This is a genomic window from Ruminiclostridium sufflavum DSM 19573 (genome assembly GCF_003208175.1).
GTDB classification, from domain to species: domain Bacteria; phylum Bacillota; class Clostridia; order Acetivibrionales; family DSM-1351; genus Ruminiclostridium; species Ruminiclostridium sufflavum.
In genome coordinates this window covers 128,569-142,397 of the sequence record NZ_QKMR01000014.1, presented here as the reverse complement: position 1 = coordinate 142,397, position 13,829 = coordinate 128,569, and the positions used below count along the sequence as shown (strand labels likewise).

The 13,829-nt window shown below is 39.0% G+C and carries 15 protein-coding genes; 1 reads left to right on the top strand and 14 read right to left on the bottom strand.

Features of this window, described 5'->3' with window-relative positions:
- Window positions 1-188, top strand: a 188-nt coding sequence (locus LY28_RS12460; protein ID WP_207658087.1) for a transposase, incomplete at its 5' end; no start/stop codon positions are given.
- 203 nt (window positions 189-391) lie between these two features.
- Here the strand turns inward: LY28_RS12460 and folK are convergent.
- The 14 genes from folK to msrA all read right to left on the bottom strand — a co-directional run bounded on the left by folK (window position 392) and on the right by msrA (window position 13,653).
- The gene (folK, locus tag LY28_RS12455) at window positions 392-856 is read right to left on the bottom strand and encodes a 2-amino-4-hydroxy-6-hydroxymethyldihydropteridine diphosphokinase (RefSeq protein ID WP_110462520.1); all 465 of its coding nucleotides are present in this window, start codon (window positions 854-856) and stop codon (window positions 392-394) included.
- Window positions 846-1,223, bottom strand: a complete 378-nt coding sequence (folB, locus tag LY28_RS12450) for a dihydroneopterin aldolase (RefSeq protein WP_110462519.1) — start codon at window positions 1,221-1,223, stop codon at window positions 846-848. Before folB ends, folK begins: the two co-directional genes overlap by 11 nt.
- Complete coding sequence (gene folP / locus LY28_RS12445; protein ID WP_110462526.1) at window positions 1,216-2,058, bottom strand: dihydropteroate synthase; 843 nt, start codon at window positions 2,056-2,058, stop codon at window positions 1,216-1,218. Before folP ends, folB begins: the two co-directional genes overlap by 8 nt.
- A gap of 93 nt (window positions 2,059-2,151) precedes the next feature.
- Window positions 2,152-2,739, bottom strand: a complete 588-nt coding sequence (folE, locus tag LY28_RS12440) for a GTP cyclohydrolase I FolE (protein WP_110462518.1) — start codon at window positions 2,737-2,739, stop codon at window positions 2,152-2,154.
- 7 nt (window positions 2,740-2,746) lie between these two features.
- On the bottom strand, window positions 2,747-3,418 hold the full coding sequence (queE, locus tag LY28_RS12435; RefSeq protein WP_110462517.1) for a putative 7-carboxy-7-deazaguanine synthase QueE: 672 nt from the start codon (window positions 3,416-3,418) through the stop codon (window positions 2,747-2,749).
- Window positions 3,415-3,849 carry a 6-carboxytetrahydropterin synthase QueD gene (queD, locus tag LY28_RS12430; protein ID WP_110462516.1) on the bottom strand — a complete coding sequence of 145 codons (435 nt, stop codon included), beginning with the start codon at window positions 3,847-3,849 and terminating at the stop codon, window positions 3,415-3,417. The genes queE and queD overlap by 4 nt, the downstream gene beginning before the upstream one ends.
- Before the next feature lie 348 nt (window positions 3,850-4,197).
- Window positions 4,198-6,138 (bottom strand): DNA topoisomerase 3, encoded by a 1,941-nt coding sequence (locus tag LY28_RS12425; RefSeq protein WP_110462515.1) that lies wholly within the window; start codon window positions 6,136-6,138, stop codon window positions 4,198-4,200.
- Window positions 6,139-6,260: 122 nt separating this feature from the next.
- Window positions 6,261-7,373 (bottom strand): GGDEF domain-containing protein, encoded by a 1,113-nt coding sequence (locus tag LY28_RS12420; RefSeq protein WP_110462514.1) that lies wholly within the window; start codon window positions 7,371-7,373, stop codon window positions 6,261-6,263.
- Between the two features lie 345 nt (window positions 7,374-7,718).
- Window positions 7,719-10,262 carry a DsrE/DsrF/DrsH-like family protein gene (locus LY28_RS12415; RefSeq protein WP_110462513.1) on the bottom strand — a complete coding sequence of 848 codons (2,544 nt, stop codon included), beginning with the start codon at window positions 10,260-10,262 and terminating at the stop codon, window positions 7,719-7,721.
- A 234-nt stretch (window positions 10,263-10,496) separates the two neighbouring features.
- A complete protein-coding gene (gene epsC, locus LY28_RS12410; RefSeq protein WP_110462512.1) occupies window positions 10,497-11,393 on the bottom strand; it encodes a serine O-acetyltransferase EpsC in 897 nt (298 codons plus the stop codon).
- Window positions 11,394-11,677: 284 nt separating this feature from the next.
- Window positions 11,678-12,037, bottom strand: coding sequence for an arsenate reductase family protein (locus LY28_RS12405; RefSeq protein ID WP_110462511.1), 360 nt, complete (start codon window positions 12,035-12,037; stop codon window positions 11,678-11,680).
- Window positions 12,038-12,069: 32 nt separating this feature from the next.
- The gene (locus LY28_RS12400; protein WP_110462510.1) at window positions 12,070-12,498 is read right to left on the bottom strand and encodes a MarR family winged helix-turn-helix transcriptional regulator; all 429 of its coding nucleotides are present in this window, start codon (window positions 12,496-12,498) and stop codon (window positions 12,070-12,072) included.
- Window positions 12,499-12,543: 45 nt separating this feature from the next.
- Window positions 12,544-13,017 (bottom strand): glutathione peroxidase, encoded by a 474-nt coding sequence (locus LY28_RS12395; protein ID WP_110462509.1) that lies wholly within the window; start codon window positions 13,015-13,017, stop codon window positions 12,544-12,546.
- Between the two features lie 93 nt (window positions 13,018-13,110).
- Entirely contained in the window at window positions 13,111-13,653 is a 543-nt protein-coding gene (msrA, locus tag LY28_RS12390; RefSeq protein ID WP_110462508.1) for a peptide-methionine (S)-S-oxide reductase MsrA, read from the bottom strand.
- Between the last annotated feature and the right edge of the window lie 176 nt (window positions 13,654-13,829).

Genomic DNA, 13,829 nt, shown 5'->3' with positions numbered 1-13,829 from the left:
TATTCGATAAACATGCAAATTTAAAGTATAAGTTTGGGAACAGACATTTTTGGGCAGAAGGATATTATATAAGCACAGTAGGTTTAAACGAAGCAACTATTAGGAAGTATATCCAAGAGCAGGAGAAGCACGATATTATGGTGGATAAACTAAGTGTAAAAGAGTATGAAGACCCCTTCAAGGGGTAGCAAGTAGTACGTTTGTCCCTTTAGGGGCGGCAAAGATGGCAAGGGCAATAGTAGCTTGAACAAAGTGAAAGCCAGCGTCTTTAGGCGCTAGCCGGTAACAAGCCCTTATAGGGCTAGCACAAGCCACCCGTTTTACGGGTGGTCATGACTTTCTCGGAAAAACGGACATTTTATTGTCGCAAAGCTTTAAACCGTAAGTGACCTCAGCCACAATATATTTCCTCTATTGTTTTCTTCAAAACAGGATGAAAAGCCCCGGGAGCAATTTCCTTTAAAGGCTTCAGCACAAATTCCCGTTCGGACATTCTTGGATGAGGTATAATTAAGTTATCTTCATTCAAAATCAAGTCATTATATAAAAGAATATCCAAATCAATTGTTCTGGGACCCCACCGTATCGTTCTCTTTCTTTTGAGCTTATTTTCTATTTCCGAGCATAACCAAAGAAGCTTTTGAGGGGATAAGGCAGTAGCAATCTCCACGACGGCATTCAAAAAGTCCGGCTGCTCTGCATATCCTACAGGAGCCGTATTTATAAAGGAGGAAACTGCCGTGACCATGGCTTTATCTTCATAATTCAGCAAAGCTATGGCATTTCTCAGATTACTCTCACGGTCTCCCATATTTGACCCAATTCCAATATATGCGGTGTATCGCTTATGCTTCATCAAAATCACCCCGCTTGCGTTCAAGCTCAACTGCCGCATATTTAAGATGCTGTCCCATTGGAGCCCATGGCTTTTTTAAAAGAATCCTTATAGCTTGAGCCAATTTAAAATTCCTAAAAAGCTCTTCAATTATTTTAAAGGCAGCAGTTTCAATTAAATCATAGCTTCCCGATTGTAAAACGGCTGTAACGGATTTACAAACAGAAGAGTAATTTATTGTATCCTTCAGGTTCCCGCTTCTTGCTGATTTCTCCAAATCAACGCCAATCTCCAGAGATATGATAAACATCTGCCCCAAGGTTTTCTCCTCCTGCGCCACTCCATGATATGCATACACCTCGAGCCCTTCAACAATTATCTTATCCATTATCAGTACATTTCCTTTCTAAGCAGTCAATTACCTTGCTTACCCGCACATTTTCCAGAACGTCATGCACTCTGACAATATCGCAGCCTTTCATTATTCCCGCGGCAGTTATTGCCAGTGTACCTTCAAGCCTGTCATAGGCCTCCAGCTTGAGAACCTTACCTATAAATGATTTTCTGGAGGCACCTAAAAGAATAGGATATCCAAGAGCTTTTAAAGCATCCAGCTTTCTCATCACTTCGAGATTCTGCTCAAAGGTCTTTGCAAAACCAATGCCCGGATCAATAATAATATTTTCCTCTTTTATTCCGGCTTTATGTGCCAGCTCTATGCTTTCAGACAGTTCATGCAAAATATCTCCGATAAGATTGTTATATTCCGTACCTCCTGTCCTGTTATGCATAATACAGACAGGTACATTATATTTGGCTGCGACTGATGCCATTTCAGAATCATACTTCAAGCCCCATATGTCATTAATCATACAGGCCCCTGCCTTTATGGCGGCTTCTGCCGTTTTTGCCCTGTATGTGTCAACTGATATGGGAATCTTTAAATTTTTACTTAATATCCTGATAATAGGTATCACACGTTCAATTTCTTCTTCAGGGGACACCACGGTACTGCCGGGCCTTGTTGATTCACCTCCCACATCAATAATATCAGCGCCTGCCCCTGCCATGACAAAAGCCTGCTTTAATGCGGCTTCATCATTGTTGAATTTGCCTCCGTCCGAAAATGAATCCGGTGTAATATTTAAAATTCCCATTATATAGGTGCGGCTTCCCCAATCCCATACATTTTTACCTATGTTAAGCCGCCTTTTCTGCTTCATTGACAATTATATCAACCCCTACACCATGTATTGGCACAAAATTTATGGCAAAGCATCTGTTACAAAATTATTATCTTAGACATTTAATTAATATCATCTGCCAAGCATAATAAATAGCTTTGAGGCTATATCACCATCCGTATCAAACTTTCCTCTTAAGGTTGTCGTTGCTGTAACAGCCTTTGTGCTTTTTATTCCTCTGGCAGTCATACATGCATGCTGCCCCTCTATTATAACCGCAACATCTTCCGAGCCTGTAACCTTCTGCATTATTTCAGCAATGTCAGAACCAATTCTCTCCTGAAGCTGCAGTCTTTTTGACACCATATCCGCAATTCTTGCAATCTTGCTGAGCCCTATAATTTTCCCGCAGGGAATATATGCAATAGCTACCCTCATGTTATACATTAATGCCAAATGATGTTCACAGTAGCTGAATATTTCAATATCCTTCATAATAACAATTTCCTTGTTATTATCCGGAATTGTCAAGTCCTCTTCAAAGGTTTTATTAAACCTTTCTGCAATTTCATTATTTGAATATCCGATTCCCTCAAAAATTTCTTCGTACATTTTAGCCACACGCGCAGGTGTATCCGCAAGTCCTTCTCTATCCGGGTTTTCTCCGATAGCCAGTAATATACCTTTAATATGCTCTTCAATCTTTTCTTTATTTATCATTAGTATATTATACCCCTCTCATATCAGGATGCCAGATAATTTTGTGTATCTGAGGCTGTAATCTGACCCCGTTCATTTTATTCTTTTTTATAAATTCTACGATAGTCTGCATGTCAATTTTACCAAATACGGGACTGAAATGTACCTGACATTTATGTGTCAGGTGATATTTCGCTATAAGCTCTTTGGCTGTTTCAAGGTCGCCGATGCTGCCCGCCACAAATTTAACAGTATCCTGCCTGCATAACAATTCAAAATTGCCGGTTTTCATGGCTGTCTCCATTTCACTGGAGCCAAGCTTATAATCCATCGTGAATACAGGTCTTCTGGGCTTTATATTTATAAACTTGTTCAGCTCTATGCTTCCGTTTGTCTCAATCTCTACTCTCAGAGTGCCGTCAGCAGACAGCAGTGACAGCAATTGAATTATTCCCTCCTGCAGCAGGGGCTCTCCTCCCGTAAGAGTGACATTTTCTACTCCTGTTTCTTTTATATAATAAAAAATATCTTCCTCTGAAAATTCATTATATTTAACGCCGGTTACATTATTTGCCCATTTGGTGTCACAATAGCTGCAGTTTAAATTACAGCCTGCAAACCTGATAAAGACAGCTAATTGTCCTGCCGCATTTCCTTCTCCGTTTATGCTTATAAATTTCTCCGCAACCCTATACTTCATACACACTCACCGCTGCCCTCATAGGTGGCGCTGTTTGAAGGCGTTTCATACACTGTAGCCCTGCGAACCTGATAGCCCTTCTTGAGCATTTTGTCATAGAAAAAGCATGAAAAATTTTCAGCAGTCGGCCTGAATTCAACCTCAATAATTCTAAAGCCTTCATCAAGCAAGCACTCCAAGGTGCTTTTTTTAAGTGTCCCCGTCTCAATAATCATAGAATGATCAAAATAATCCACAAGCTCCTTCAAATCGCCCTTCAAAATTGAAAAGTCCTCAACCATGCCCCTGCTCTGACCATCACACAGCAAATGTCTGCTTGAAACCTCCACTTCAACCTTCCAGCGGTGTCCGTGTATATTTGAGCATTTACCGCTGTAGCCCGATAAGAAATGTGCGCTGTCAAAGCTATGTTCAACTCTTATTGTATACATTAAAAACTCTCCTTGCTGACAATGTCGCTCATCCGTCTGTTCAGGCAGGTGCTTTATACTATAGTCAAGCATACCGGCATGTGCTGAATAAAAAAAGAACCCTCAGGTTCCGCTATAAACAGTTATTTCTAATTAAAAATGGGTTATAATACTTTTTGCTATTGGCATATAAAACATTACACTTAGTTTTGTTTATAGACAGGATAGTTGCGAACTGTCTTATTCCCTTGTATATAATTGATTGTGTGCTTTAGTTACGTGAATACTATATCATTTTTTTTAAGGGTTTACAATACTATGACCTTAAATCTGACTATGCTGTTACAAAAATCAAAAATTGCTTAAGCATCAAAGGTTAAGAATATTCCTGTTATCCCTTATATTTTTGACCTTTTCAATTGACCTTGTAATATAGCCATGCAGCTTTTCCATAAATATGGCTTCTGTTGTTTCTCCGTTTTCAATCATTGAAAGTCCTTTTTCCCAACTGGCTGTCAAAGACGGATTCAAAAGCTCCTTTGCTGTCCGGCGGACCAGCTTTACAATAGCTTCACCCTTCAAGGTAGGAGTAACAACCTGAGTCTTGCTGTGAATACTGATATGACCGATTTCCCTTAATTTTTTTATGATTCCTGCGCGCGTGGCGGAAGTACCGATTCCACAGGTTTTTATCTGCTCTCTCAGCTCTTCATTTTCTATAAACTTACCGGCCTTTTCCATAGTGATAATCAAGGAGCCGTCTGTATATCTTGACGGAGGCTTTGTTTCCTTTTCCTCCAGCTCAAAGCCCAATACCTCACTTTTCTCATTTTTGACAAGCTTATGAATAGGAGAATCCGTTATTTCCTCCTCATCCTTTTTTGCGGAAACCTCATACACCTCCTTCCAGCCAAGGCTAAGCAAGGTCTTTGCATTTGAAACAAAGGTCTCCCCGTCTATATTGGTTTCAACCTTTACCGTATTATATTGAGCCGCAGGGTAAAAAACAGCCAGAAATCGCTTGACTATAAGGCTGTATATCTTTGCCGCATTTGTATCCATGCCTGACAGTCTTGCAGTTACATATGTAGGTATAATGGCGTAGTGATCTGTAACCTTGCTGTTATCAACATATCTTTTTGTTGTCTTTGTTACCTTCAGCTCTCCCTGCTCCTTGATACGGAGTATATAATCCTTGAACTCCTCATTTTTATACAGCCCGTTTAAGACCTTGGGGATTTCTCCCACAACATCAGTTGAAAGAACACGGCTGTCTGTTCTGGGATAGGAAATAAGCTTTTTTTCATATAAGCTTTGTGCTATTTCAAGAGTTTTCTCAACCGGAAGCTTAAATTTTTTGTTTGCCTCGGATTGTAATTCGGCAAGATTGAAAAGTAACGGCGGCTGTTCATTTTTAACCTTCACTTCCACCTTTTTTATAACTGCTTCTTTACCCGTAAGCCTTTCAATAGTCTCTTCCGCTTCTTCCCTTCCGATATACTTGTCCTGCTCCTCCTCCTCAGAGGCTTTTCTGCCCTTGCTTTTTTTGGGCTGCCATCTGCCGGCATACTCAATACCAGTATCCTGTGATTTAAAGCTTGCCTTGATTCCATAGTGCTTTTGGGGCACAAAATTTCTTATTTCCAGCTCTCGGTCAACAACAAGGCCAAGAACACATGTCATAACTCTTCCGATAGGTATGACGGAAGACTTGCTCTCTTTTAAAGAATTAGAAAGTATCCTGCCGTACTGGCATGTATACATCCTGCTCAGGTTCATACCGAACAGCCAATCCTCCTTTGCCCTGCTGTAGGCTGCCTTTGCAAGCAAATCATAAGCATTGATGCTCTTGGCCTCATCTATGCCCCTTTTAATTGATTCCTCTGTTTGAGAAGAAATCCAGACTCTCTTTGCAGGCTTATTGCATCCGCTTTGTGCATATACAAGCCTGAATATATATTCGCCCTCACGTCCACTGTCGGTACAGGCATAAATCATTTCCACGTCTTCTCTGCACATAAGTGTTTTTATTACATTAAACTGCTTTCCGATACCTCTTTCATCTATTACCGTATATTTATATTCACTTGGAATTATAGGCAGTTGCTCTATTTTCCATTCCTTGTATTTTGAATCATAAGCATCGGGATAAGCCATGGTTACAAGATGTCCGAAGCACCAGGATACAATTATTTCATTGTTTTCGGCAAATCCCTTTCCTCTGTCATTTTTTGCTATCTGAAGTCCGAGAATTCCGGCAAAGCTCGCTGCTACAGATGGTTTTTCAGTGATAAATAATCTCTTACCCAAAAGTATCTCCTTAGTATATTTTTTCAAAATATAATTATATCATTTTTTGACCCGTTGGTAAAACCGGCGATTAAAAAAACTAAGCCTTTTGCATAGCTTTCCTTATAAAATTTGAGGCTGGTTTATTGATTATTTATATACTTATAATGCTTTTGGGATATAATGGTTTTATTTTTTCCGGATTTTTTAGCTAAATACATTGCTCTGTCCGCATTGTCAAAGAATTTCTGCGGTGTTATTATTTCGCCGTCATTCTCCGCCAATCCGCAGCTGAATGTAAATTTTATTCCCTTAGAAAAGTCAAAATGATGTTCTGAGAAATCCTTTCTGATCTTTTCAACAATATCAAAGGCATCTTCAATTGAAGTCTCCGGAAACAGCACAACAAACTCCTCTCCGCCGTATCTTGCAGGATATCCAATGTTTGAGGTGTACTTTTTCAGCAGGAAGGATATGTATACCAGTACTTCATTACCTTGTATATGTCCGAAGGTATCATTTATATATTTAAAATTATCTAAATCAATTACTGCCAATTGTATTGGAAAACAGGAGCTGTTTCGTTTCAATTTAAGTATTTCAAGGAAAGCATTGTAATTGTACAAGCCTGTAAGCAGGTCATGCTTCAACTGCTCATTCAATTCCATCTGCTTTTTATAACAGCTCCTGACATCCTCTGTTCTTTGTTCTTCATATTTAATTAAAATAATACTCACAATATAAGAGCAAAATAATATAATAGCAGCCACTAAACAGTCAAAAATCAGATATGAAAGCTTCTTCCCTCCCTCAACCTTTGAAATTACGGCGGAAAAAATCAGAAAAATATAGCCGAGCCGCTGTACCAAGCTTGTCATTTTTTTATTTTGAAAAAGTATGGAAAAAAATACAGGTACGCAAAAGGAGCACATAATAGCCGGAAATACATAATGAACGCACTCCATACATGCACATAAAACACACAAAACTAATATTGCGGTATAATTTTTTGTATTTTCCTTGTATTTGGGAGAATAAATAATATATTTGCCTGCTATAACAGCAGCAAAGTTGACCGTGCCGGGCAATACCAGAAAACGGAACAGAAATAGCGGAAGCGGCAAAAAAGCCATTCCAGCCTTATAATAATAAAAAACAATGGCAATTTCCGATAACATGGCAACACATGATATAATTAAGCAGTTAACAATTAAGACTTTTCTCCACTTGTCATATTTGGTCTGATTTGTAGGCATACAAATTCTCCCTGAAAACGTTTTTTACATTTTAATTATATCATAATAATTGATTTTCAACGTAAATTTATACAATAATTGAAATAATTAGAAATATTTTTTCTCAAACATTTTCCGCCAGGATAAGCTGAGTTCAAAACTGCTTAAAAGCTCAATTCATCTAAAAAGCGACACATATCTTAGATAATTTACTGCTGTCCGGACAACAAAAGTACCGGACGCAATAATCATACGGTTTCGGAATGTAATCCGATACCCGTCAATCCTTAGTCCGGTACCTATCTGTGCTTTTTTCCTCCGATATTTTATTCAAAGGCATATAAAATGAATATTTCAGGACACCTTTTAAATGAAGAAATTCACATTAGAATCTTCAGCTTCTCCCAGCATGTAACCTACTCCGCCGAATTTAACTCCGTCTATAAGTTCTTCCGGCTTTATTCCCATTACATCCATAGACATCTGACATGCAATAAGCTCTATACCGCTGTCAATTGCCGCCTTAACCAATTCATCGACAGATGAGATATTTTTGTCCTTCATAACCCTTTTCATCATAGCAGTTCCCATGCCCATCATGTTCATCTTTGAAAGCTTCAGCTTTCCTGTTCCTTTAGGAAGCATTGCTCCGAACATAGAATCCACAAAGCCCTTTTTAACAGCTACCTTTTCAGGCTTTCTCAGTATGCTGAGACCCCAGAAGGTAAAAAACATGGTTACCCTTTTGCCCATGGCCGCCGCTCCGTTTGCAATAATAAATGCAGCCAAGGCCTTGTCAAGCTCGCCGCTGAACACAACAATATTTTTATTATCCCTTGCAGGCGCCGCCGCTTCCTGATTCATGGCTTGAGTGGCTTGAGTGCCTTCTGTGCCGCCGCTGCCCTTTTTGATTAATGCCGTTATCTCACCTGCTTTTTTTGTTAAAGCCAATAGCTCTGAATTTGTTCTTTTGCACCAGGACTTTATATCCTCATAGAATCCGGGGTCTGATGCCAGTATTTCAAGCTTTTGTCCCGGCTGCATTTCATCAGTAAAGGCCTTGACTCTCATTAAAGGTCCGGGACATGATAACCCTCTGGCATCAAGCTTTATAGTCTCAGTATTATTCTCTTTATCCTTGCTTGGTTCGCTGTTCATTGCTGCGGCATTACTTTCAGCACCGTTTTTACTGTTATTTCCACCTGTCTCCTTATGTCTGAATTCTTCCAGCCTTTTATTGCTCAAAAGTCTGAATGCTGCATTCTTTATAAGATTATAGCCTCCGGCAAGATTCTTTGTTCTGTATCCGTTCTGGTTAAGAATTCTTGCGGCTATATATCCTCTCACTCCAACTGAGCAGTATATCCAAATGAGTTTGTCCTTTGGTATTTCGTTCATCCTTTTTCTGATGCTGTTAAGGGGAATATTTATACTTCCGTATATGTTACCGTTTTCAGATTCTATATTTTCTCTCACATCAAGCATCAGCATGGTTTCAGGATCAAACTGCTCGTTAAATTCGTCAATGGTTGCATTCTCCACCAAGCCTGCAATATTGTTCTGTGCTACAAAGCCCAGCATATTTGCGGGAGCTTTGGCAGAAAGGTAAGGGGGCGCATATGCCAGCTCAAGCTCTGCAAGATCGTCAACCGTTCCGCCGAACTTTATTACAGTGGAAATTACATCAATAACCTTGTCAACTCCGTCATATCCCACAGCCTGAGCTCCGATAACCTTTTTGTCACCGGTATAAACCAGCTTTATTGACATCTGCGCCGCACCCGGATAATATGATGCATGATTATTGGGATGAATGAATACAGCCCTTGCATCTATTCCGGCTCTCCGGGCATTTCTCATATTCATACCGGTTGCGGCTGCTGTTTTATCAAATACCTTTATAATGGATGTTCCCATTGACCCGAGATATTTACTGTCAATTCCTGCGATATTGTCTGCGATTATTCTTGCCTGTCTGTTAGCAGGCCCTGCAAGGGGTATGGCAGTTTTTTTCCTTGTTATAAAATCAACGATTTCGGCCGCGTCTCCTGCTCCGTAAATATAATCAAAATTTGTTCTCATGTGGTCATCTACCACAATATGTCCCTTCGGCCCCAGCTCAATGCCTGAATCCTTTATAAAATCTGTTGCGGGCCTTACTCCTATTGCAGAAATAACAAAGTCCCCTGTAATTATTTTGCCTGAGGCAAGCTTAACAGAAAGCTTATCTGCTTCATCAATAAACTCGCTGACACCGTCACCTGTATGCAGCTCAATTCCCATTGACTCCATTTCCGCTTCAGCCACCATGGCAAATTCCGAGTCAAAGGGAGCAAGTATGTGCGGAGCAGCCTCAACAAGAATTACATTCAAGCCTTTCTCAATCATGTTTTCGGCAGTTTCTATACCTATAAAGCCTCCTCCTATAACTATGGCAGTGGCATTTGCCTGTGCGGCTTTTGTGTACTTATCCACCTGGGCTTTTATAGCATCAGTATCAGGAACATTTCTCAGCGAAAAAATTCTTTTGGAATCTATTCCTTTTATAGGCGGTTTAACAGGTGCCGCACCCGGTGACAGTACAAGGTAATCAAAGGCTTCCTCATACCTTCCCTTATCTCTTGAATTTACCGTAACCTTTTTTGCCGCAGGGTCTATCTTGACAACCTCGCTGAAAATCCTTACATCTATATTAAATCTGTCCTTGATAGCCTGAGGAGTCTGCAGCAGAAGCTTATCCCTTTCCTGTATAACTCCTCCGATATAATACGGCAGTCCGCAATTGGCAAAAGATATATACTCATCCTTTTCAAATATTATAATTTTCGCACTTTCATCCAAGCGTCTCAGTCTTGTGGCAGTTGACGCGCCTCCTGCAACTCCTCCTATAATTAAAACCTTTTTATTCATGCACAGCACCTCCGCTTTGTTTGAATCTTTATATTTATATATTACGATTTTGTGATTATTTTGTCAATAAAATTTTCCATCAATTGTTAATCTAATATATATATTACCAAAATTCAATAACTTAAACAATAAATAGACAGTTTCAAAAAATTACGGAAAGTCAGTTACTACTTCCAATATGCAGCCGGAGCCAAGCTTCTTATGTAAGACTTGCTCTGTTTTTGGTATAAACTATTATTTGCTGCTAAATACCAGCTTCTGGCTTTTGACTATAACCTTTGTATATGGCGGAACAGATTCCGTAATAAATGCATTTCCTCCTATTACTGCCTCTTCGCCTATAATTGTGTTTCCTCCGAGAATTGTAGCACCTGAATAGACAGTCACATTATTTTCAAGAGTAGGATGTCTCTTCACGCCTGAAAGCTGCTGACCTCTTCTTGTGGATAATGCACCTAAGGTTACGCCCTGATAAATCTTTACATTGTTTCCGATTACGGTTGTTTCACCGATAACCACGCCGGTGCCATGGTCTATAAAAAAATACCTGCCTATCTTTGCACCGGGGTTAATATCTATTCCGGTTCTGCTGTGTGCATACTCTGTCATAATTCTTGGTATGAAGGGGACCTTGAGTTTATATAGCTCATGTGAGATTCTATATACAAAAATGGCAAATAAACCCGGATACGAAAAAATAATTTCCTCTTTGCTTTTTGCGGCGGGATCTCCTTTAAATGCTGCCTCTACATCCTTCAGCAGTACTTTTTGAATTGACGGAAGACTTTCAATCAGACTGGTGCAAATATCCTGTGACTCTTTATTTAAAGCATCCCCTGACATATTTTCTGTATTTTTATAGGATAAAGCAACCTTCACCTGATATAACAATCTTTCGTATATTCTGTTAAGGGTATTGCCGATAAAATAATCAGGTGCAGAAAGTGTGATGTTTTCATCCCCAAAAAAACCCGGAAACATTATTCGTCTGAAATCCCTTATTATTTCTATAATTATTTTTCTATTAGGAATATGTTCATTCTCATCTAACAGGAATAAGTCCTGATTTATGCAATTATCGGTGATGCTGTTTACAGTTTCCTGAATAACTGCTTTAATATTTTTTAACATGATTCTCCCCAGTCAAAATACTTTTTCAATAAAACTAGCAGATACCAAAAAAAGGCTTAATGCGATATATTACTTTTTACCACATTAAGCATAGTAAGTCAATTACTATCGGCTAAATAAACGATATAATCGTCCGATAGTTTGGTTTGAGGCTGAAGCCTCCTAAAGTTAAAACAAATTCAAACCCAAACTGTGTTCAAAATTAGCTTAAAAGCTTAATTCGCCTGAAAAGACGGTATATCGTCGCGAAGGCTTGAACCGTAATTGACTTTAGCCAATGGGAATTATAATGCCAGCTGAATTGTACCTTCCCATTCGCCTTCCTTAAAGCCTGTCAAAACAAACTTTTCATCAATAAGGAGGGGGCGTTTGACCAACATCCCGTCAGTGGAAAGCAGACATATTTGCTCTTCCTCATCCATATCAGGTATCCTGTCCTTTAAACCCAGTGCCTTATACTGAATACCGCTTGTATTCCAAAAACGCTTGAGCGGGAGACCGCTTTTGTGATACCAGCTTCTTAATTCTTCGGCTGTCGGATTGTCCTTTTTTATATCCCGCAGTTCATAACAGATTCCTTTTTGGTCCAGCCATTTCTGAGCCTTTTGACAAGTCTTGCATTTAGGGTAACAAATAAACAGCATACATTTTCACCTCTTTAAATTAATTATTTATATTAGCACATTTTCCCCAACAGCTTGTACAACAGCTGATAAAGCATTTTCGCATCATCAGGAGAAAGAGAAACACATTCGCTTATTTTTGACGGTATCTCTGATGCCTGTTCCTTAAGCTTTTCACCTTGCTTAGTAATAGTTACAATTACATTTCTCTCGTCCTTTGTATCTCTCCTTCGCTTGACCAGCCCCTGAAGCTCCATTTTTTTCAGCAAGGGTGTTAATGTGCCCGAATCAAGATACAGCTGATCTCCCAATGCTTTTACATTAATGCTTTTTACCTCCCAGAGAACCAGCATGGCGATATATTGTGTATAGGTAAGTCCTACAGCGTCCAAAAACGGCTTATACTTTTTTATAACCTCTCTGGAGCATGCATATAAAGGAAAACATAATTGATTTTTGAGCCTTAACACTTCATCATTCATTGATAACACTCTCCCATATACAAATAAACAATCAGCTATAGTTTATCACAGGAGCTTCCTAATGTCTTTTTCTATTTTTTCGGGTTTGTCAATTGATCCGTATCTTTGAACAATATTGCCTTCCCTGTCTGCAAGAAACTTTGTAAAATTCCACTTTATACCCGAACCGAAAACACCGCCCTTTTCCTTCTTCAAAAATGTATATAATGGTGATTCGGAAGGACCGTTAACATCAATTTTTGCAAATCTTGGAAAAGTAGTTCCATAATTCAGTGTGCAAAAGCTGTTAATTTCAGCATCACTTCCCGGTGCTTGGCTTGCAAACTGATTGCAGGGGAAATCCAATATTTCGAAACCTTTCTCATTGTATTCCTTATAAAGCTTCTGCAAGCCGTCATATTGAGGCGTAAAGCCGCAGCCTGTTGCTGTATTTACAATCAGCAGAACCTTGCCTCTGTATTCTTCCAAGGCTACCTCTTCATTTTTTGAATTCTTAACCGTTATTTCATATAAGTTCATAGCTTACCCACCTTAGTTTTAAATTTTGCCAAATAAATTCGCTTATTAATTTAATTGAACACAATTTAATTATAAACAATTATTTTGCCCTTGTCAATCCAAACTTTCTGCTGCATTTGCTGCCTTATCAAACTTATCCTTACCTATATGGCAATATCCCTTTGGATTTTTCTCCAAGTATTTTTGGTGGTATTCTTCTGCTCTATAGTAGTTTTTAAGCGGTATTGCTTCAATAGCAACAGGCTTTTCATATTTTTTCTGAAGCAGTGCGATAGATTCCTCTATAATCTCCTTGTCCTCGACAGCCGTATAATATATACCTGTTCGATATTGAGCTCCTACATCATTCCCCTGCCGGTTTAAGGCTAAAGGATTAATTGCATCATAATAGAGATCAAGCAAAAATTTCAGGCTTATTATATCAGGATTATACAAAACCCTGACAGTTTCCGCATGCCCCGTACTTTTGCAGCATACCTCCTCATAGGAGGGGTTTTCAGTGCTTCCGTTTGCATAGCCGACCTCTGTACTTACTACACCTCTGATTTGAGATATATACTTTTCTATTCCCCAAAAGCAGCCTCCCGCCAGATATATTTCTTTTGAATTGTATCTTAAAGCAGCATTAGAAACCATTTTTTTCTCCTTTTTCATAATGCTTCTACTGAAAGAAGCGAAATAAATATCGTCGCAAAGGCTTGAACAGTAATAGACTTTAGTCAATTACTGGCTATATCAGCCTCTCAATATATATACCCAATTTTATTAAGTTTATTTATTTAAAAGATGTGGATTTTTATCATTGACTTTCC